19 protein-coding genes are annotated in these 20,490 nt (G+C 39.2%); 13 read left to right on the top strand and 6 right to left on the bottom strand.

What is annotated here, in order from left to right; all coding sequences use genetic code 11:
• Positions 1–208, bottom strand: a 208-nt coding sequence (locus ACFQ0V_RS12515) for a helix-turn-helix domain-containing protein (RefSeq protein ID WP_381014163.1), incomplete at its 3' end; no start/stop codon positions are given.
• A gap of 88 nt (positions 209–296) precedes the next feature.
• Between ACFQ0V_RS12515 and ACFQ0V_RS12520 the strand changes: the two genes are divergently transcribed.
• From ACFQ0V_RS12520 to ACFQ0V_RS12530, 3 genes are all read left to right on the top strand, one after another.
• Positions 297–437: a hypothetical protein gene (locus ACFQ0V_RS12520; protein WP_381012223.1), complete on the top strand. Its 141-nt coding sequence runs from the start codon at positions 297–299 to the stop codon at positions 435–437.
• Positions 438–650: 213 nt separating this feature from the next.
• On the top strand, positions 651–2,051 hold the full coding sequence (locus tag ACFQ0V_RS12525) for an MBOAT family O-acyltransferase (protein ID WP_381014166.1): 1,401 nt from the start codon (positions 651–653) through the stop codon (positions 2,049–2,051).
• 11 nt (positions 2,052–2,062) lie between these two features.
• Positions 2,063–3,115 carry a hypothetical protein gene (locus ACFQ0V_RS12530; protein WP_381014169.1) on the top strand — a complete coding sequence of 351 codons (1,053 nt, stop codon included), beginning with the start codon at positions 2,063–2,065 and terminating at the stop codon, positions 3,113–3,115.
• 40 nt (positions 3,116–3,155) lie between these two features.
• On the opposite strand, the gene ACFQ0V_RS12535 is transcribed toward ACFQ0V_RS12530, so the two are convergent.
• Entirely contained in the window at positions 3,156–4,232 is a 1,077-nt protein-coding gene (locus tag ACFQ0V_RS12535) for an S-layer homology domain-containing protein (protein ID WP_381014172.1), read from the bottom strand.
• Positions 4,233–4,495: 263 nt separating this feature from the next.
• On the opposite strand from ACFQ0V_RS12535, the gene ACFQ0V_RS12540 reads away from it, so the two are divergent.
• On the top strand, positions 4,496–6,964 hold the full coding sequence (locus ACFQ0V_RS12540) for an S-layer homology domain-containing protein (RefSeq protein ID WP_381014175.1): 2,469 nt from the start codon (positions 4,496–4,498) through the stop codon (positions 6,962–6,964).
• 115 nt (positions 6,965–7,079) lie between these two features.
• The gene (locus tag ACFQ0V_RS12545; protein ID WP_381014178.1) at positions 7,080–7,784 is read left to right on the top strand and encodes a gamma-glutamyl-gamma-aminobutyrate hydrolase family protein; all 705 of its coding nucleotides are present in this window, start codon (positions 7,080–7,082) and stop codon (positions 7,782–7,784) included.
• Positions 7,785–7,827: 43 nt separating this feature from the next.
• Here ACFQ0V_RS12545 and ACFQ0V_RS12550 read toward each other — a convergent pair whose 3' ends face one another.
• Complete coding sequence (locus tag ACFQ0V_RS12550; protein WP_381014180.1) at positions 7,828–9,399, bottom strand: sensor domain-containing diguanylate cyclase; 1,572 nt, start codon at positions 9,397–9,399, stop codon at positions 7,828–7,830.
• A gap of 367 nt (positions 9,400–9,766) precedes the next feature.
• Here ACFQ0V_RS12550 and ACFQ0V_RS12555 point away from each other — a divergent pair, with 367 nt between their 5' ends.
• Complete coding sequence (locus tag ACFQ0V_RS12555) at positions 9,767–10,273, top strand: hypothetical protein (protein WP_381014183.1); 507 nt, start codon at positions 9,767–9,769, stop codon at positions 10,271–10,273.
• Between the two features lie 75 nt (positions 10,274–10,348).
• Here ACFQ0V_RS12555 and ACFQ0V_RS12560 read toward each other — a convergent pair whose 3' ends face one another.
• Positions 10,349–11,137: a zinc ribbon domain-containing protein gene (locus ACFQ0V_RS12560; RefSeq protein ID WP_381014186.1), complete on the bottom strand. Its 789-nt coding sequence runs from the start codon at positions 11,135–11,137 to the stop codon at positions 10,349–10,351.
• Positions 11,138–11,148: 11 nt separating this feature from the next.
• Positions 11,149–12,747, bottom strand: a complete 1,599-nt coding sequence (locus tag ACFQ0V_RS12565) for a TcaA NTF2-like domain-containing protein (RefSeq protein WP_381014189.1) — start codon at positions 12,745–12,747, stop codon at positions 11,149–11,151.
• Positions 12,748–12,950: 203 nt separating this feature from the next.
• Between ACFQ0V_RS12565 and ACFQ0V_RS12570 the strand changes: the two genes are divergently transcribed.
• Positions 12,951–13,385 (top strand): hypothetical protein, encoded by a 435-nt coding sequence (locus tag ACFQ0V_RS12570; protein ID WP_381014192.1) that lies wholly within the window; start codon positions 12,951–12,953, stop codon positions 13,383–13,385.
• A 597-nt stretch (positions 13,386–13,982) separates the two neighbouring features.
• On the opposite strand, the gene ACFQ0V_RS12575 is transcribed toward ACFQ0V_RS12570, so the two are convergent.
• Positions 13,983–14,723: an IclR family transcriptional regulator gene (locus ACFQ0V_RS12575; RefSeq protein ID WP_381014193.1), complete on the bottom strand. Its 741-nt coding sequence runs from the start codon at positions 14,721–14,723 to the stop codon at positions 13,983–13,985.
• A 147-nt stretch (positions 14,724–14,870) separates the two neighbouring features.
• Here ACFQ0V_RS12575 and ACFQ0V_RS12580 point away from each other — a divergent pair, with 147 nt between their 5' ends.
• The 6 genes from ACFQ0V_RS12580 (at position 14,871) to ACFQ0V_RS12605 (ending at position 20,489) form a co-directional block, all read left to right on the top strand.
• Positions 14,871–16,055, top strand: a complete 1,185-nt coding sequence (locus ACFQ0V_RS12580; protein WP_381014196.1) for an FAD-dependent monooxygenase — start codon at positions 14,871–14,873, stop codon at positions 16,053–16,055.
• A 103-nt stretch (positions 16,056–16,158) separates the two neighbouring features.
• The gene (locus ACFQ0V_RS12585; protein ID WP_381014199.1) at positions 16,159–17,103 is read left to right on the top strand and encodes a fumarylacetoacetate hydrolase family protein; all 945 of its coding nucleotides are present in this window, start codon (positions 16,159–16,161) and stop codon (positions 17,101–17,103) included.
• A gap of 2 nt (positions 17,104–17,105) precedes the next feature.
• The gene (locus ACFQ0V_RS12590; protein ID WP_381014201.1) at positions 17,106–17,594 is read left to right on the top strand and encodes a DinB family protein; all 489 of its coding nucleotides are present in this window, start codon (positions 17,106–17,108) and stop codon (positions 17,592–17,594) included.
• Between the two features lie 96 nt (positions 17,595–17,690).
• On the top strand, positions 17,691–18,812 hold the full coding sequence (locus ACFQ0V_RS12595) for a cupin domain-containing protein (RefSeq protein WP_381014203.1): 1,122 nt from the start codon (positions 17,691–17,693) through the stop codon (positions 18,810–18,812).
• 25 nt (positions 18,813–18,837) lie between these two features.
• Positions 18,838–19,869, top strand: coding sequence for a TRAP transporter substrate-binding protein DctP (gene dctP, locus ACFQ0V_RS12600; protein WP_381014206.1), 1,032 nt, complete (start codon positions 18,838–18,840; stop codon positions 19,867–19,869).
• Positions 19,870–19,997: 128 nt separating this feature from the next.
• Complete coding sequence (locus ACFQ0V_RS12605; protein WP_381014208.1) at positions 19,998–20,489, top strand: TRAP transporter small permease; 492 nt, start codon at positions 19,998–20,000, stop codon at positions 20,487–20,489.
• Position 20,490: the final 1 nt, after the last annotated feature.

Here is a 20,490-nt window from a genome sequence, read left to right on the forward strand (position 1 = left end):
GAAATTCATCTTTATATTTTGCAGGAGTCGGAAACTTTTGCTTTTTAAGAGTTTCTTTATCATCCTTGAGCTTTTCATAGGTTTCCTTACGTTCCGCTAACATCTTGTTATAGACAAAACGAACACAACCAAAAGTTTTGGCTAATAATACTTCCTGTTCTTTGTTTGGTAGCAAACGAAATTTGAAGGCTTTATTTTGCTTAGTCATATCTATTCACCTCACTCTGTACGGTAAAATATCGTATATATTGATTATATCGTAAAAATACCGTATAATCAAGTATGAGGTGATGATAATGAAAGATGATAAAGAGCGTGTAGAAATACGTATGCCCAAAACAATTATCGAGAAATTAGATCAATACCAAAAAGAGAATGGACTCTCTACAAGAACAGCGACTATTCTTGAATTATTGAGAAAAGGCTTAGAAAGATAGCTTTGGCTAAAGCCAACCGAAATTCATCTCCCATCTACTCATTGGTGCTATTCGCACCTTCACATTCCTTGAGGATGGGAGACTTCTTTCGGAAAGCCGTTAAAAGAAACACCTTCTTTCATATCGGAAAGAAGGTGTTTTTTAGTCATTTCGCCATAGAGAATATGTGGTATTATTTGTGAAGGAGTGTCAAATAGATACGGAGGGAAGCCAGTGATTTTTAACTCATTTGAATTTATCTTTTTATTTTTACCTATCGTATGGAGTGTGTTCTTTCTTGTCGGTAGACTGAACATCCCATTTGCGCGCATGTGGCTTTTCCTAGCGTCGTTATTTTTCTACGGCTATTGGAATCCGAGCTATTTGCCGTTAATTTTAATTTCGATGGTCGTGAACTATACGGTCGGATCGATTTTAGCTAAAAATAAAGTGAAAACGTATCGGAAGTCGATTTTGACAGTCGGTATTTTATTTAACGTTGGTTTAATTAGTTATTTTAAATATTATGATTTCTTTATTGAAAACGTCAACTGGATTTTCGGTACAGGGTTTGCGTTAAAAGAGTTGTTACTTCCTTTAGCAATTAGTTTTTATACGTTTCAACAAATTGCGTATTTAGTTGATTCGTATCGCTTAGAGACGAAGGAGTATAACTTTTTCAGTTACGGTTTATTCGTTTCGTTTTTCCCGCAATTAATTGCAGGTCCCATCGTTCATCATGGCGATATGATGCCGCAATTTGGAGAACGCAAAACGTATCGTGTGCAGTATGAAAATATTTCAAAAGGGCTAATTATTTTTGCAATTGGACTGTTTAAAAAAGTCGTTATCGCCGACCAGTTCGCAGTGTATGCGAATGCGGGATTTAATGCGAGTGAGGCACTGACATTTTTCAGCGGTTGGTATGCGTCACTAGCGTATAGTTTGCAGTTGTATTTCGACTTTAGTGGGTATTCAGATATGGCGATTGGTTTAGCCTTTCTCTTTAATATTCGTTTACCGATCAACTTTAATTCGCCTTACAAAGCGCTAGATATTCAAGATTTTTGGCGTCGTTGGCATATGACGTTGTCTGGATTTTTGACGAAGTATGTGTACATTCCGCTCGGTGGAAATCGTAAAGGGGAAGCACGTACTTATGTGAACATTTTAATTATCTTTTTAATTAGTGGGATTTGGCACGGTGCAGGATGGACTTTCGTTATATGGGGAGCGTTGCACGGTGTGGCGAGTATGATTGCGCGCATGTGGAAAAAAACGCCGTATCGATTGCCGAAATGGCTCGCATGGTTCATTACGTTCCAGTTCGTTAACGCGGCGTTCGTCATTTTCCGAGCGACATCGATGGAACAAGCGATGGATGTGTTACGTGCGATGGTCGGATTGAATGGTATCGAAGTGACGGGAGCGATGACGTTATTTAATGAAACGTCGCTCATTTTATTCATTTACATGTTGCTCGGAATGTTCATCGTCTTAATGATGCGCAATTCGATAGAAATTTTAAAAGGACATCGCAAAACAGTAGCGTTTTCGCTCTTTATTGCAGGAATATTGTTTTATAGTGTGATGCAGTTGCAGCAAGTGTCGGAGTTTTTATACTTTAACTTCTAAGGAGGGGTCGCATGTCTGACAAAAAGTTTACGATCGTAACGTTCAGTATTTTCGCTTTATTAACGTCTGTCGTCGTAGCGTTTAACATTTGGATCGATCCGATGTGGCATTACGGTCATGCGCACACCTTTAATGATGTGCAGCAAGTGATCGATGAACGCGAACAAAAAATTGTCCGTTTGCGTGACGGTATTCAAAATGAAGATACTTTATTAATTGGAAGTAGTCGTTCGACATATATTCATCCGTCCGCTTTTGAAACGTTAGATGTATTTAATTTTTCGGTTGCCAATTTGTCGATGCGTGCGTACGACAGTATGATTCGATACGGCGTACAAGTGCATCCCGAATTTGAGCGTGTCATATTAGGTGTCGACTTCTTCAAAGCGAGTGAACAAGAAGCGGGATTACCGAGTTCGATTATGAATTATGAAAAGAAAATCGAAGGGTCGTTTTACAAATCAAAAAACGCCTTGTCATTGAAGGTATTTGATTATGCAGTCGGTAACTTCCGTCTTTCGTGGAAAGATTCGATTACCCAAGATCGTCTATACAATCGACAATTAGAAGCCTTTGCGCGCGAATTAGATACCGAAACACGTGTGGAAGAGTTTGAAATGAAAATTGAACGGTTCCAAGAGGAGTTTTACGGCGAAAATTTCGTCTTTTATGAAGCGTACTCTGAAATTTTAAATAAAGTGCTCAACAATTTCCCTGAGCAACAGTTTACATTTTTCACGACGCCGATTTCGACGCATTTGTTTGCGGTATTAGTGGAAGAGGGGAACTATCCTGACTATGAACGTTGGATTCGTGAGTTAGTCGATGTGAACGGAGAAGTGATTAACTTCATGTATCCGAACGAATATACGAACAACCCGCTCAACTATTTAGATGGGCATCATTTTTATCCGCATGTTGGAGATGAGATTGCCGAACGATTGGAAGCGGTCATTCGCGGAGAAGATTTGGACGGTTCGTTCGGAGTTCGTGTGACGCATGAAAATGTCGAGGAGCATTTGCGAGATGTTCGTCAAAAAATGGATGATTGGATGAACAATTAATAAACCACTTGCACCGTGATGAGACGATGCAAGTGGTTTTTTAGTTGCTCGTATACGGTTCCATCGTGACATGTTCGAGTTCGATATAATCTCCTCGTTCAACAGAGAAGATGATGAAGTCTTGTACGGTCGTTTGGAATTTAACAGGTGCGCCGACTGTCGAGTCATTCAAAATACGTAACGTTCCTTCTTTGTAGTTAGGCGCAACTTTTGCGCGATACGTGCCGATCGGTAAGTCATAGCCGACTTTATACGTGCCCGTCGTTTGAATAAGTTTCGGTTGATGGCGAATGAATCCTGAACGGTATAAAAAGCCGTTCGCAAATTCAATCTGGTCCCCTTGTTTAATCGTTACGTAGTAAGGGGCATTCGCTGGTGTAATACGAGTATGCGTCTGTTCGGAACGATGGCGCAATGTGAACTTTCCTTCCTCTTCAATGGAAACGTACAAATATTCTCCAGAAGGAATCGTTTTTCCAGCGACGTAAGAGCCAGGTAAGTAAAACCCAGTTGAAGAGTCTTGTACTGCTTTCGCTAAAAAGTGTGCGGCTTCCCCACGTTGTAGTGGAGCACCTGGTCTAAATGTGCCATCTGGGAACCCTGTCGTATATCCCGCATGGATGAGCGATTGTACCGCTTCATAGGACGCGACACGAGGAGACATGTCCGTAAAGTGGATCAGTTCCCCTTCAATCAATTGAAACGAACGTTGTAAAAAGAGCGCCATCTCACCGCGCGTCACTGTTTTTGTCGGTTTGAATGTGCCGTCGGGAAATCCAGAAATTAACCCAGCATCCGCCACTGCTTGAACGAGTTGTCCTTCCGTCGTCGTCACGTCAATATCTTTAAATTGGGACGGTTGTTTGGACGGTGGTAAGTTTTTCGCACGGGCGATGCCGACCGCAACATCGAGTCGATTCATCGGACGGAATGGATAAAAGTTCGATGCGGGTTCGATGACGAATTGATTGAGTAACAGTTGAATGTCTTCAAAAAATCGATAATCTGGAGAAACGTCGTCGAACATCGGTGCTTTCGGCTCTTCTGCTGCATATGTGAGTTGAGGCATGAGTAAAGAAGCACTCAACATCGTAGATAATACAATTTTTTTAATCAATGATAAAACCTCCTTTCCAATAATTATACTGACCGTCTGGAAAGAAAGCGAGAAAAGTGAGGGGATTTTTTAGCTGTTGCTTGTGTAAGGTTTTAGAGATAGATATAATAAAGCATATGCTCAGAAGTTAGGAAATTTAGGGAATAATAAAAGAATTGTGAGTATAGCTTCTTATGCCATTTGATGTTTTATCAAGAGAGAACGAGGGAATAATGGGAAAAGAAGTATCAAAATAGAATGCTTATTGAAGGAGCGATTGGAAGATGAAGAAACATAACAAATTTTTAGCATCTGCTGTAACGACAGCATTAGTCGCATCAGCTGTATCACCGGTTATGGCAGCGTCAGATTTCACCGACGTACCGAAGCAATATACGGACGCAGTGGATTACTTAGTACAAAATAATGTCACGCAAGGAATCGGCAATAAAAAATTCGGCACAGACAAATCGATTACACGTTTAGACGCGGCTGTCATGCTTGCGAAAATGTTAAACTTAGATACGAAAAATGCTCCAGCATCAGGCTTTACAGACGTGCCTAAAAATCGTAGCGCAGAAGTAAACGCTTTAAAAGCAGCAGGCATTATCGGCGGTAAATCAGCTACACGTTTCGGTGCACAAGACCCGATTAAACGCGGTGAGATGGCACTCATTCTTCAAAGAGCATACGATTTAAAAGGTAGCCCAGAGTTGAAATTTACCGATGTCAACAAACGTTATGCGGAAGCAGTTCAAGCGATGGTCGCGAACAACATTACAAACGGTGTATCTGCGACGAAATTCGGAACGGACCAAAACGTAAAACGTGGAGACTTTGCAAGATTTTTATACTTGAGCGAGACACAAGGAGTAGCTGAAGCCCCGAAAATTGAAAAAGTAAACTTCAACAGCTCGGTCGAAGCAGAAGTAACATTTAACCAACCGATGACGAAACAATCACTCGAAACGTACAAAAACTACTCATTCAACGACCAACATCCAGTCGCAGCATTCGCAGCAGCGGACGGAAAATCAGTTGTGCTTCAATTTGCGAAGTCGATTGAAATGTCAGAGAAAGTCGTCATTGTAGAGCCAATTACAGCAGTCGCAAAAGATAACGCTGGCAAAGTTCAAAAGTCGGAACGTTACCGCCACGTATTAAGCTACAGCGATAAACAAGCACCGAAAGTTGTTGAAGCAGCATACGAAGACGGACAAATCGTCGTCACATTTAATGAAAAATTAGGTACAGCACCGACTTCAGTTTACGTGAAAAACAAAGAAGTAAAAGCGACAATTAATCCGAACGACCAAAAGCAAGCAATCTTACCAGTTGTGCTAACATCGGGTGAAGTAGTCGACCTCTCTGTCGATGGAGCGAAAGATGTGGCGGGCAACTTAATGACAAGTGCATACAAAGGGAAAGTGACAGCGCCTGTCATCCAAAAAGTACAACCTAACTTCGACAAAGTAGAAGTTATCGGTCAAGATAAAGTGAAAGTAACAGTAAACACTCCATTAATGTCAGACACATTCGAAGCCCATTTACAAGAAGTAAATACAGTGAACAATACGAAAGTATCGTTCAAACGTATCGGTACGACGAATGTGTACGAAGCGCTCATCAGTCAAGATTATTTCGGTACACGCGATGAAATGAAAGCGAAAGTGATCGTAGAACCGAATACGATGACGTCGACGACAGATTTGAAAAACGAACGCATCGTAAAAGAAATTACAATTAAAAAAGATACAGTAGCTCCGGATGTAATTGATGTAACAGTATCAGAAGACCGTAAAACAGTGACATTACATTTTGATGAGCGTATTAAAGTTGATAAAACCCAAGAGGCGTTACTTCAATTTGTAGATCATAACAATATTAAGCAATTAGTTACAGAAATCAAAGTAAGTGACGATCAAGAATCATTAATATTTAAATTTGAAACACCACTCATTCCAAAACCTTATAAAATTACTCTAGTAGAAGGGTATGTTTCAGATTTATATGGTAATGCAATGGTGCGTTCTGAAGAAGAGTTTGAGATAGCATTAAAGCCAGGCGAAACGTTGCCACCTGGTATTGAAAAGCCAGAAGAAAAAGAAGCACCAAAAGTTGTCCATATTTATTCAGGTATAGTAGCGAATACGAATAGCTTAGAATATATTATTACCTACTCTACTAGCATGAGTGAAGAAGCAGCAAATCTTTTAACATATGAATTAAATGATGAAAAATTGCCACAATCAGCACTTATTGCGTTCCAAGATGCGCAACAAACGAAAGTGAGTATTAAGTTCCCTGAAGGGTCATTTAATATAGGAGATGCTGACAACGGTTCTCCGACAATGTTGGACGTTATTAACTTGAAGAGCCAACAAGGAAAATTATTAGTAGAAAATCGCGTTCCAACGATGATTCGCGACAATACGTCAGCGAAGATTACGAAAGCAGAGCTTGCTTCGAATCATTCAACATTAACGTTGACATTCGATGAAGATTTACTTTTATTACAAAAGACGGTAAAAGAAAATGATAAAGATGTGAAAAAAGATGTTGATGTTTCGGACGTATTTAACATTAAAAATGCAGAAGCGACAAGCATGTCAGTGTCAGAAAATAAAGTGACGATTCAATTGAATCGTGTGACGGATCGCAACAACCTCGTTGTTGAAGTGACGAACGAAGGCAAATATTTACGTGACCATAACAAGTTTGGCGTTCAACCTCAAACATTTAAAGTCCAATAATCGAAAGAAGCGCTGAAAAAATTCAGCGCTTTTTTTATTTTTAATTTCAAGGACGATGCCATTTCTCCTTTATGCGTTGTATAATAATAGAAGAGACGAATGGGAGGAAGACGAGATGACAAAACCAATTATCGGAATTACGACATTAATGATTGAAAATAAGCGTTTTGAATTAAATAAAAAGAATAACGAAGCGATTCAACAAGCAGGGGGCGTGCCGATCATGTTGCCGCATGAAATCGACCATGTTGAACGGTATGCAGACATGATAGACGGTCTATTGTTGACGGGCGGACATGATGTCGATCCGTACTATTACGGGGAAGAACCTCATAAAAAGATTTCAGAATTAACGCCAGAGCGTGATGCGTTTGAATTCGCTTTAACGCAGCTCATGCTTGCGAAAAATAAACCGGTGTTCGGCATTTGTCGTGGGAGTCAAATGTTGAATGTTGCAGCGGGTGGTTCGCTCATTCAAGATATTCCGAGCGCTGTTCCAGAAGCGATTCAACATGTCCAGACGACGAAGCCCGATTACCCGATTCATAGTATACGCGTGCTCGAGCACTCGAAGCTCGGTGAGATTCTCGGGAAAGAAGCAGTTCGTGTGAATAGTTTCCACCACCAGGCAGTGAAAGAGTTAGGTGACGGATTTTATGCGACAGCTTGGGCATCCGACGGCATTATCGAAGCGATCGAAAGTGCAAACTACACATTTGCGATAGGGGTACAATGGCATCCAGAGTTGACGATCAATGCGGACGGCGAACAGTCGAATCAGTTGTTTGAAGCATTTATTGAAGCGTGTCAGGTGAAGTGAACGAAAAAACGTCTGAATGGAAAAAATCCATTCAGACGTTTTTTTATTGTTCTTGTTCTGTGACGACCGTGACGCGATTTCGTCCGTTTCGTTTCGATTCATAAAGCGCTTCGTCGACGAGTTCGAACAGTTCGGCAGGTGCACTCGTATGGAGTGGGAAGGCGCCGATTCCGGCAGACATCGTAATCGGATGTCCCGTCGGACTATCGGTCTCTTCTAACTGTTGGCGTAAAGTTTCCGCTTTTTCAATGACGTAAGGAAGCGGTTTGTTTTTGAATAAAATGACGAATTCTTCTCCGCCGTATCGGCAACAAATTTCGTCTTCGCCTTCTACTAGCTCGGTCATCATATTCGCTAAGTAGCGTAAGACATCATCTCCGACAGCGTGACCATACGTATCATTGACGTTTTTGAAGTGGTCTAAGTCGATGATGAGTAAGACGAAAGCACTTTTCTCTTCAATCCAACGATCGAGCAAGTCGTCCATCGTGCGTCGATTCGTCAGCCCTGTGAGCGGATCGACGACAGACTTCGTATGATAATACGACACTTGTTCTTGGAAAGAGCCGATACTTTTCATGATCGATAGTTTCATTTGATGTGCTTCATAATACCAATCGTTCACATTTTTCATCTTTTCCGCACTCGTATTTTGCGAAGTTTGTTCGACGAGTGTCGCTAAACTTCTGAGCGGCTTCGTAATGAACTTCGCCGTGAGCAAAATGATGAGTAGAGAAATGACGATGAAAGGTAGTGAGGAGAGAGCAGTGCGCTTTAATACGTGTGTTGCAGGCGCAGTCACTTGAGCGTACGGCCGTTCTGAAACGACTCCCCAATTCGCTTTTTGAATGCTGGCATAACCTGCGATACTGCGCTTCCCGTCATCCCCTGTTATTTGAGAAGCACCGCTGCGATATTCTGAAATGCGATGGATGATCGTTTCGTTCGTAACTTTAGAACCGATTTTTTCAAAGTCATCATGATACAAAATGAAACCTTCTCGATCGATGACATAGACGAACGAGCCGTCTCGATAATAATGCGCTCCTAAAATCGTTCGTAACGCATTGTTTTCTTTCAAATAAATCGTTCCACCGACGACACCTAAATAACGGCCATCTTCATGAAAAATCGGATGTGATAAAAAAATCCCTAATTTATTCGTCACTGTCTCAAAAGGTGTAGAAATAAACGGCTTTTGAGCAGCGATCGCTTCTTTCGCTGTCTCGGTTTGAAGCTTTGACCCTTGTAAGTGAGAGTTATTGATCGAAGTGTGGAGCACTTCATAATCAGTCGTTAAAACGGTTAACGAGTTAAAACTTCTCACTTGATTCGCAAGATGGTCGATTTCATTTTGTCGTGTCTTTTCATCTGTATAGTTTTGCGCAATTTTAGAAGCGCTAAATTGTAAAAGTTGCATCATCTCTTCCAAATACAAGTCAGCTGTATCCGCTAATTTGGAAGCATACATTTTATTCGTATCGAGCGATTGAGAAACGAATTCCTTGTTCGTAACATTGTAGTTCACCGCAAGGCCGCTCCCGAATATTAAAATTGTCGAAGCGATCATTAATCCACTCAATAATTGAAGTAATGTAATCTTTTGTTTAAACATCTTTTCCCTCCTCTATAGGAAAAAGTTACCCCCTCAAAATAGACCATTATCACCAATATAAAGGGAAAAAATAATACGAAACATAGGTAGTTTCGTAAAAGAAAATAGGTATTAAATCTTCTTCTAATTTCAAAAGAGTAGTGAAATGGTGTTGAAATCTTAAATATTTTATAAGATTTTCTACTAAAATACAAATGAAAAGCATTTTAAAGTAGAAAAAGAGTTTGACAAAATTTCGTCTAAAGAATGAAAAAAATAATTGAATAACGTAAATTTTCAGATAAAAAGCGATAAAAGCATTTGTAAAAGGAGGAAAATGTTATAGTATAGAGGATAACTTCAAAATTTAACCAAAGGAGGAGAGGGAATGAAAGTATGTCAAACATGTCAAGCAGGAGTGAAGCGTTCGGAGAAAGTGTGTCCGTATTGTAGCGCATCTTTAAAATCGTGGAAACGTCCGACATATTGGGGAATCGGAATAGCGATCATCGTTCTTTTATTATCGCCTATTTTTATTCACGTATATATGGATAAAGTAACGTCGCCAACGAAGCAAATTGACGCGATGATTAATGGGTTAGAACGCGATGATTATCCGATGTTTGCGGAAGCGGTAGGAGCTCCTCTCGAACTAGATGAGCAAGCACAACAACTCGTGCTCGATTATATGAAAGATCAATCATTATCCGATTTTAAAAAGCGAACGACACGCATTACAGCACGCGCCAAACGAGATAATAAAAATACATACGTCCATCACGAGGACGGCAGTGCGATTTTGGACGTTAAAGTGAGCAAATATAATGTATTTTATAATAAAGTGGAGATTGAGTTGCGTGAACCGGTCATTCAGTGGGTTGCCTCTCATGAATAAACGAATCATCCTTCAAAAAATAGACGCCCTATTCTCTCGACAAATTCGAGTAGAACAGGGCGTTTATTATGTTAATTAAAAGAGGTATTGAAGTTCATATAAGATTTCTTGTAGTGGTCCGCTCTTTGGTAGCCATGCGATTACTTGATCAATCATCATCAATGTGAATACATAATAGACAATAGCTAATGCAAACATTAAGATGACGTTTGTAATAATAGGGTCTAATTTTGGTTGTGCTGATAAAATAGTTCGATTCAATAAGTAGAACGGGAAAAGATACGTTAAAAATATGAAACTTGCTAAGAAAACGAAGAGTAAAAAAGTTGGCAGTAAGCCGATTACACGTAAAACTCCAATTGCTAAAAAGGCGATGATGAAATAAGAAACATTGGAACCTACATTTTCCAACATCGTTTTAAATTGAAAGCCGCTGCCACTGACGAATGTTGCAAAAGAAACGGCTAAAATAACGAGAGCATAAAGTAAAACGAATAAAAATAAGCTGAGGAAAAATGTTTTAAAGAAAAATCCTAATCTGCTTTCACCTACATAAAATAGTACTTCGCTCGTCGGTGCGTAAATGAGCATCGTCATAGCGAATGACATCGATAAAAGAAGGACGAGTAAGTTTAATAAACTATGCTTTGAATGTTGTCCAGGCTCTTGGAAGGAAAGGCTCGGATTTTTTAAGACGCGCATGAAAAACTGGAAATATACTTGGGACTGTTGTTTTAAAGCTTCAACTTGTGGGTTCGGTTGTTGTGGGTTCGTAGGTGCTGTTTGTTCACCCATTGGATTTCCACATTTACCGCAAAAAGCTCCAGATTGTTGTGGGTTTCCACATTTTGAACAATATTGCATGAATTAGCCTCCTAAGATCGATTTGTTTGTTTAATTGAAATATCTGTAATGTACAGTTGACCGTCAATAATTTGTACTGTGTATTCTTTCGTTCGATTGTATTTCGTCGTTTTGCCATCATAGAAGTCAAATGCTTCTACTGAAGTGAAGACGAATGTCGTATCGGTTTGTGATAAGAGCGACGTATCGAAACGATAGAAGTTGTACACAGCGCTAGGTGCTGTACCGTTAACGAATTTTGCATATTCTTGTTGAATTTTCGAGTTAGGTGGGAAATATTCTAAAACGTAACTTGCATTTGAGAAGTTTAATCCCGTTTCGAAATCTTCTCGGAAATTCGTAATGAATTGTTCTGCTTCTTGTGCTGTAAAGCGTGCTGGGAATACTTTTTGAAGCAATGCTGAATCGAAGCTAACATCGACGAAGTGAGGATTTTCACCGTCGACCGTCACTTCAGCAGATTGAATCGTTTCCCCTTCACGTTCTAATTCAAGTTGTAATTTGACTGGTTGATTACTTTTGAAAAACGGAATCGTTAAAAGATCATCTAATGATTTCCAAGAGAAGCTAGATTTCTCTCCGTTTACGAGTAAAGTGAGTGTTCCAGGGTCTAATTCGTGTTGAATATTCGTTTGTAAGACGATGCCGAATTGTTCAGATGAAAAAGTTTCTTCCCATTCACCAGACGGTGTAATCGTAATGGGATAGGTTGTTTCTTTTTCGCCGAACGGAATGTCATCTGCTTGGACAGTTACTTCATATCGCCCGACTAAAAATGTTCCGACTGTTTTTAGTTCATCCGTCAATGTATATTCTTCTCCGTACACATTGAGTTTTAGCGATGGAAAATCGGTATTCGCTTGCCATGCGTACGAGTTCGGTACGATGTCGATCGTATCGTAAATGAACCATTTTTTCGGTTCAATATAGCCGAATGTTTCACCATTCGAATCGTTCACCGTGGCATAAAAGTCATTGTTCGTCATACTTAACGCTTGAAGCAGTTTACGTTTCAGCTCATTGCTCGTAAAATTTTGGCTGTCATAATATTGAAAAAATGATTGCGGTTCGTAAATGATGCCTTGTTTTACTGTTAAATGATTGAACATCGTTTCATCTTTCGCTTCATACGCTGCGACGACTTGGTCGATTTTTTTCATCGGATCGAGCATGCTTTGTACGATAAAGTGAGCAACGATCATGACCGCAGCGAGAGCTACTGTAATGCCTATTCCAATTTTCGCACCTTTCGACATCGGTTTTTTCGTCATCGATTGTTGAGGTGGAATTGGTGGAACAGGGGGTGGTGTACTCGGCTGTTCAGCCTGGTGTTGTTCGATAATGGGTGGTGCTTGTTTTGAAACAGGAGGATCGACAGGAATAGGAGGTGGTGGAGCGTCTCCTAATGCAGTAGGAGTAGTTTCTACTACTTCTTCTGGACGTTCTGCTTGCACACTTTCGTCTCCTAACGCCTCTGTATGTTGTTCATGATGCGTTTGTTCAGGAGGTGTGTTGTCTTGTTCAGATGATGAAATCGGTTGTCCGCAAGAGGAACAAAATTTCATGTCAGGCTCCAAAGCAGTCCCACAATTTGTACAAAATTGTTTCATCTCATTTCTCCTTTTTTTACGATATTTGCCAAATTTATATTGACACTATTTATAATAGCATAGGTCAACTAAATCTCCCATACCAATTACATAAAAAGGGAGAGGACAGACATTTGAACATCTGTTGACAATTTCACAAATTACACAAAAACTACACAAAGGATTCGTATGTTAGCGATAGTAGAAATAAAGGAGGAGTAGCTTTGAAACGAGAGTTTGGTTGGATTGCAGCATTTATCGTTGTCTTCATGATCGGGGGACACTTTTATATGAATAGTATTACGACATTTAAACATACGGGAGATCCGATATTACAAACCATTCGTGATGATGATCAAGTCGCCTTTTTCCGTGAATTAAAAATTGAAGTCGTCGATTTAGAAGCGGCCACTGCTTATTTTGAAAAGACGAAACAACAAGATCTCGACAAGTTGAAGGAAAGAATGTTAGAAGTAGAGCAAGTCGTTTATGAAACAGATCGTCCAGCGCTTGTCGCACATGAGGATGGTTCGCAACAGTTTCTATTATTTCCAAAAACATGGCTCTGGTTTTACCATTCCATCGATGTTCAAACTCCTATTTCTGTAAGAGAGACGATTGAGCAAGCGACATTCGAAGATAAAGCAAAAAGAAAATAGTAATAAGACATTGAAACTTAGGTGTGGGACTAAAGGTCTGACATCTAAGTTTTTTTAAATGCATTAAAAAAGATTAAAAGTGATAGTAAAAAAGAGGGTTATTAGGACGTTTTTAGGTAAAAGGATGATCTATATAATAGAAGAGAGCTATTGGAAGAAAGGATTTTATGTTAATAAAGGTTGATCTATCAATGTTTAACGTTTGTTTGAAAGAGGAAGAAAGAGAAGTAGACGTACAAGAAAATAAAAAGGCCCCTAACCTGCCAGAGTAGGAGGACTTATTCCCGGGAAACGAAATAAGTTAAAATAGGTTAAGGGTTCAAAAAGAGATTAAGAGACTTCTATAGACTACATTGATTAGGATAATAGGCATAATCTTCAAAGTAGTTCTATAGATAAATAGATTATATAACTAAAGTCCTTTTATTTCAAGGACTATTGAATTAAATTTCTGTATTGTTAAAAGACATTGAGGCATAACTTAAAAATTAATTTTCAAAAATAAGATTTTCCAACTAGAAAACGCATGAAATCAAAAGTTAAAACTTTGATTTCATGCGTTTTTTGGAGATTATCAGAGGTTTAGTCTTAGACTCTTTATTTAGAATGGTATCCAAACTGTTTAGATATAGATTGTTGAACATCTAAAAACAATTCAGTTCTTTCATCGTCGATTGAGTCTGGAATTTGATCTGAAAAGCCAACAGCAATCAATGTTCCGATTAATTCTTTATTAAAAGAGAGAATGGGGGCTGAAAAAGAAGAGACTGATTTAATTAAAGGCTCTTTTGAAAAAGCTACTTTCTTTTCGGAAATTTCTTTCTGTTCTTTTTCACTCAAATCATAAGCTTGCTCAAACCAAATAGGTGAAATTTCATTTTCATAAAAAACTTGAAAAATTTTACCTGAAGAGGATTGAGGCGGTAAAATCGTTCCGAGTTGAGCTCCGATATTAATCGATTGATTCGGACTCCATATTTTCGTGATGACGGGGCCGTTGAAAGTTGCGATGGCAAATAAAATCGAAGTGTTCAATTGAGCCCCTAGTTGATGTAAATATGGTGAGATGATTTCGTGCACATCTTGATTGGCAATCGCTTCTACGCCATATTCAATTAATTTAGGGCCAGTGTAATAAAAGCCCGATTCTTCACTTTTCGTCACAACTCCTGAAATAAGTAAAGTATTTAAATACTTATATAAATTACTTTTTGTCATTTGCGTCTTTTCTTGTATGTCGACAAATCTTAGTGGAGTCTTACTCGTTGCGATTAAGTTTAATACACGTAGTCCAATGTCTAAAGATTGAATGGTTGTGCCGTCTTTGACAATTTTCATATGATTCACTCCTCATTATCCATAAATAGTGTACTCCACTCACTATTTAGAAAGCAATTGAAAAGAAAGTTGACAAATTAAAAAAGTATTTTATAATTACCTAAATAGAGAAACTAGTTCTCTATAAAGAGAAAAGGAGTGTTGGTGATGAATGAAAAAATGATCGTAGTTGGCGGTGGCATCGGTGGATTAACGATTGCTCTCGGCATGGCTAAAGAAAAAAAGAGCGTAATTGTTTTAGAACAAGCCCCTGAGTTTGGTGAAGTAGGAGCGGGAATTCAGTTGGCAGCGAATGCAACGAATGTTTTACAAGATCTCGGTGTTATGGACAAAATTAAAGAAATTGGCGTATTTCCAAATCGTCTCGTTCTTATGGATGCTTTTTCGGGTGAAGAATTGTCGGCTTTACAATTAGGAGAAGTGTATGAAAAGCGATACGGAGCGCCATATGTAGTACTACATCGTTCGGATTTACACAAGGTCTTATATGATGCATGTGCTGAAAGCGAATACATTGAACTTGTCACTAATCAACAAGTGAAAAATGTTGTAGATGAAGGAGAACGCGTTATTGTTACGAGTGCTAACGGAGATGTACATGAAGGAACAGCGATTATCGGGGCAGATGGAATTTGGTCGGAAGTACGAAAAAAATTCGTTCAAGATGAAGCTGTTTGTTCAAAGTATGTTGCATATCGTGGTGCGATTCCGACAGAAGAAATTGGAAGTGACATTGGAAATTTAGACGATGTCTATATGTGGATTGGACCTAACTTACATTTAGTCCAATATCCTGTTCGTAAAGGAGAACTGTACAATCAAGTCGTCGTCTTCAAAAGTGAATCGTATCGACCAGAAATTGAACAAACTGATCAGTGGGGGACGCCTGAAGAGATGGATACGGTATTTGCAGGGACTTGTGATCGTGTTCAACATGCCATTAGTTTTATCCAGCGTCAACGTCGTTGGCCGATGTATGATCGCAATCCGATTAACACTTGGACGAAAGGAAACATTGCTTTATTAGGAGACGCAGCACATCCGATGCTCCAATATTTAGCGCAAGGAGCGTGTCAAGCTTTCGAAGATGCAGCTTATTTAACACAACAAATGAAAGAAAAAGCGACATTGCAAGACGCTTTCGAAGCCTATGCAGAAGAGCGTATTCCAAGAGCGTCATTCGTTCAAACGAGTGCACGTATTTGGGGAGAAATAATTCATGCGGAAACACCTGAAACAATTTTATTGCGAGATACGATTATGAAAAGTCGTGATTCATTAGACTTTACGTATATTGATCAATTCCATGGTTACAAAGTAGAAGGAAAATAAAATTCAGAATATTGACATTTAAAGAATCATATTATATTATTAAAGAACTTAATTCACTATAAGTGGTTAAGTGAAAAATTATAGGGATAGGTGGACTACTTTTATGAAACTAATCACTTTTGAAACGAATGGATATCGTGCGATTGGCGCTGTTTTAGAAGAAAACATCATCGTTGATTTACATGAATCATATAAAGCTTATTTACAATCACAAAATAAATATCGCTATGAAGAAATTGCGAATGCGTTTGTTCCATCGAATATGGAAGCGTTTTTACAAGGTGGAGAAGAAGCGATGGAGGAAGCGAAAAAAGCGATTGCATTTGCAGAACACCAAGAAGATGCAACGACTCGAAAATTAATTTATGCACGTGATGCAGTGAAATTTTTATCACCCGTTAATAACCCTGAAAAAATTATTTGTGTCGGTCACAACTATCGTGAGCATATTTTAGAAATGGGACGAGAAATTCCAGAGTTTCCTGTTGTATTTGCTAAATTTGCAAATACAATTATCGGGCCAGAAGATGACATTCCCTTTTATCCGATTTCAGAACAGTTAGATTATGAAGCGGAATTCGTATTTATCGTCGGAAAAGAAGCGAAAAACGTAAAAGAAGAAGATGCACTTGATTATGTAGCTGGTTATTCTATCGCCAACGACGTAACGTATCGTGACATTCAACGTCGTACACTCGAATGGTTACAAGGAAAAAGTGTAGACGGGAGTGCGCCGATTGGACCTTGGATGGTAACGAGTGATGAATTGACAGATCCATCAGGACTCGGTGTTACATTGAAAGTAAATGGTGAAGTACGTCAGCAAACGAATACAGAGAACTTAGTATTCACTGTTCAAAAATTAGTTGCTTTCCTTTCTAACTTAATGACGTTAAAACCAGGAGATGTCGTTTTAACAGGCACGCCAGGCGGTGTCGGTGTAGCGATGGATCCACCACAATTTTTGAAAGATGGAGACGTCGTAACGATCGAAATCGACAAAGTCGGTGTTCTTGAAAATCGTGTAAAAGCACAAGGAGGAAACTAAGCATGAACGTTCAACAAAAGATAGATTCGATTACGAATTATGTCAATGAAATTGTAGACGTCGTGTCAAAATTGGATGATGAAGTGATTGCTTACATCCCTTCAGAAGAAGAATGGTCGATTGCACAAGTGCTATCTCATTTAAATGAAGCGATTCCGTATTGGTTGGGCGAAGTAGAAAATGTCATCGCCACACCAGGTAGTAAGTGGGGGCGTGGACTTCAACATGAAGGGCGTTTAGAAGCAGTGGCAAACCCGATGAGCATTAATGGGAGAGCGGAACTTGAAACGTTAAAAACGATGCCCGCTCTCGTTGTAGAAAAAATTAACGGTTTAACTGATGAGCAGCTAGCAGCAGAAAATCCACACCGTAATTTCGAACGCTTCGGAAACAAGCCAGTCGCTTTCATTATTGATCATTTTATCGACGAGCATGCGGCGACTCATTTGAAACAAATTCGTCGCAACATTAGTAAATGGAACGAACGATAATGTAGACGAGATAGTAAGTAGCTTCATAATCCGAGGTCTACTTACTCTCTTCTTCTTGTAGAAATGAAAAAATAATAAAAATGAGGAGAGAATAAAATGAGTGAAAATAAGCAAGATGTTCAGCAGTTTATGAAAAGTAACGTCGTAAAAGAGTTTACTGAAGACATTCAGCAGTATAACTTAGGACCACTTTGGGAAGCGATTCCAGAAATTATGAATAAAAATCCACGTCCTCAAGCGGAAGCGTATTTATGGAGCGGAGAATTATTAAAGAAAAAATTAATGGAAGCTTCAGAAATTTTCACTCCTGAACGCGGGGGAGAACGTCGCGCAATTTATTTCCAAAATCCAGGTTTAACTTATCGTCAACCGTGGGGGTGGGCGTCGACGACACAAACATTGTATGCTGCGGTTCAACTTTTATTACCAGGAGAGGAAGCGCCTTCACACCGTCACACTCAAAGCGCTTTACGCTTCATTTCAGAAGGAAAAGGTGCTTATACAATCGTTCAAGGAGAACGTGTCTATATGGAAGAAGGAGATTTTTTAATTACGCCAAAAAATTTATGGCACGGACATGGTCATGTCGGAGATGAACCGATGATTTGGATGGACGCGTTAGATATTCCAACCATTTATTCAATTGGTGGGACATTCTTTGAGCCATATGAAGATGGTTTACAGCAACCGAATGTTCCGGATAATTTCTCGGAACTTCGTTATAGCGGAGGGATGGTTCGTCCAGTAGGCGATGAGCGTTTTGATGTCGCGCCATTAGCGAATTACAAATGGTCGCGCACGACGGATGCCATTAAAGGATTGATGAATTTCGATCCAGATGAATATGAAGGATATGCAGTGGAATATATTAATCCATCCACTGGAAAAACAGCGAATCCAACGATGGGCACACGTATGCAACATTTGCCGAAAGGATTTAGTACGAAAGCGCAACGTCATACACATTCAACGATTTACCACGTCCATCGCGGTGAAGGATATACGGTGATCAATGGCATTCGTTTCGACTGGAAACAAGGTGATTACTTCGTTGTGCCAAACTGGGCATGGTCAGAGCATCACGCAATGTTAGATAGTTATTTATTCTCTGTGAATGATATTCCAATTATGGAACGATTCGATTTAGAACGTCGTGAACAATTGGAAGAGAATAATGGACAACAACAAGTAACGGGAGAATTTAAAGCCATTCGTTAAAATATAAAGTAAATGAGGGATATGGATGATGAAGAAAAATTGGTTGATCGTCGTGATGATTAGTTTATTGCTCGTTTTAGCTGCATGCGGTGATAAAAATGAAGCGACAAATAGTAAAGGAAATGGAGAACCAGCAACAGGTGTCAATGAGCATAATTTTAAAATTTCACACGTCGTTCAAGAAACACATGTATGGCATAAAACAGCTGAAAAGTTTAAAGAAGAATTGGAAGCGTTATCAGATGGTAAAATGACAGCTACTATTTATTCAGCGGCGTCATTAGGTCTAGAAGCAGATATGGTACAACAATTAGAAACAGGAACCCTCGATTTCGGATTTTTAACGAATGCTTATATGAGTACACGAGAAGAATCATTGAACGGTTGGTTTATGCCGTTTGTTTTTGAAGACTTATCAGAAGCGGTGAAAATGCGCGAATCTGAAGAAGTGAAAGAAATGTTGAGTGAATTAAACTCACAAGGATTAGTCGGTTTAGATTTTGCTTTTGCAGGTAATCGTCATATTTTATCGAAAGACGGATTTATCGAATCACAAGAAGATTTAAAAGGTAAGAAAATGCGTATTATTGGTAGCCCAGCGATGCAAAGCTTCTGGGAAGAAACAGGAGCAGGTCCAACAGCTATGCCACTTCCAGAAGTGTATACATCACTTCAAACAGGTGTTATTGATGGAATGGATATCGATTTAGATGCATTAATGACAGAGAAGTATTATGAAAATGCAAACTATTTAACATTGACGAATCATATGACATTCCCAACAGTTGTCGTCATGAGCAGTAAAATCTTTGACGGTTTATCAGAAGAGGAGCAAAAGATTGTTCAGACGGCAGTGAAAAACGCAGTTGACTGGGGGGCGGATGAAGCAATTGCTCGCGAAGCGACAAATTTAGAAGAATTGAAAAAGCTTGGCGTAGAAGTTTCGACATTCGATTCACCTGAAACATTTGAAAAAGCGACGACATCTGTCCGCGAACAGTACTCAGAGAAATCAGATATTATTAAACGATTCATCGAAAAATCGTTAAACGATTGATCGCTATTTCCAACAAAACAGCGGTAGCGATTTTGCAAATGGTGTAGTAAGAAAGAGAAGCGAAGCGCCTCGAGTATCAAATGTGCTTCGTTTTTCTTGTATGTAAAGTAAAAAGGAGTGGAACGACGATGAAAGCAGTTCAAAAAATAAGCGATTTCGTTTTTCGCATTGAACAGGCGATCGCTATGCTGTTTGGAGCAGTCATTTTGTTGACATTATCTTTAGGGGTACTCTACCGCTACATTTTAGAAAAGCCACTCATTTGGTCTGATGAGCTAGCTTTATTTTCATTAGCTTGGATTACTTTTATCGGAGGAAGTATGGGGATTAAAAAGAAAGTATCACCATCTGTTTCGATGCTGACAGACGCTTTGCGTGGAAAAACGAAAAAAATAGTCGAATTGATTAGCTTAGGATTACTGTTAGCATTCATCGGCTTTATGCTATGGATATCCATCGGATGGTTAACATCACCAAACATTGCCGTCCAACAATTAAGCACATTAAAATGGCCAAAAGTGTATGCGTATTTATGTATACCGATCAGTTTCACTTTTATGTTTATTCACGTGTTATCTCAATGGATTCAAGTCGCAATGTATAAAGCGGAGGTGAAGTAAT

Source organism: Savagea faecisuis (assembly GCF_042675605.1).
Lineage (GTDB): Bacteria > Bacillota > Bacilli > Bacillales_A > Planococcaceae > Savagea > Savagea faecisuis.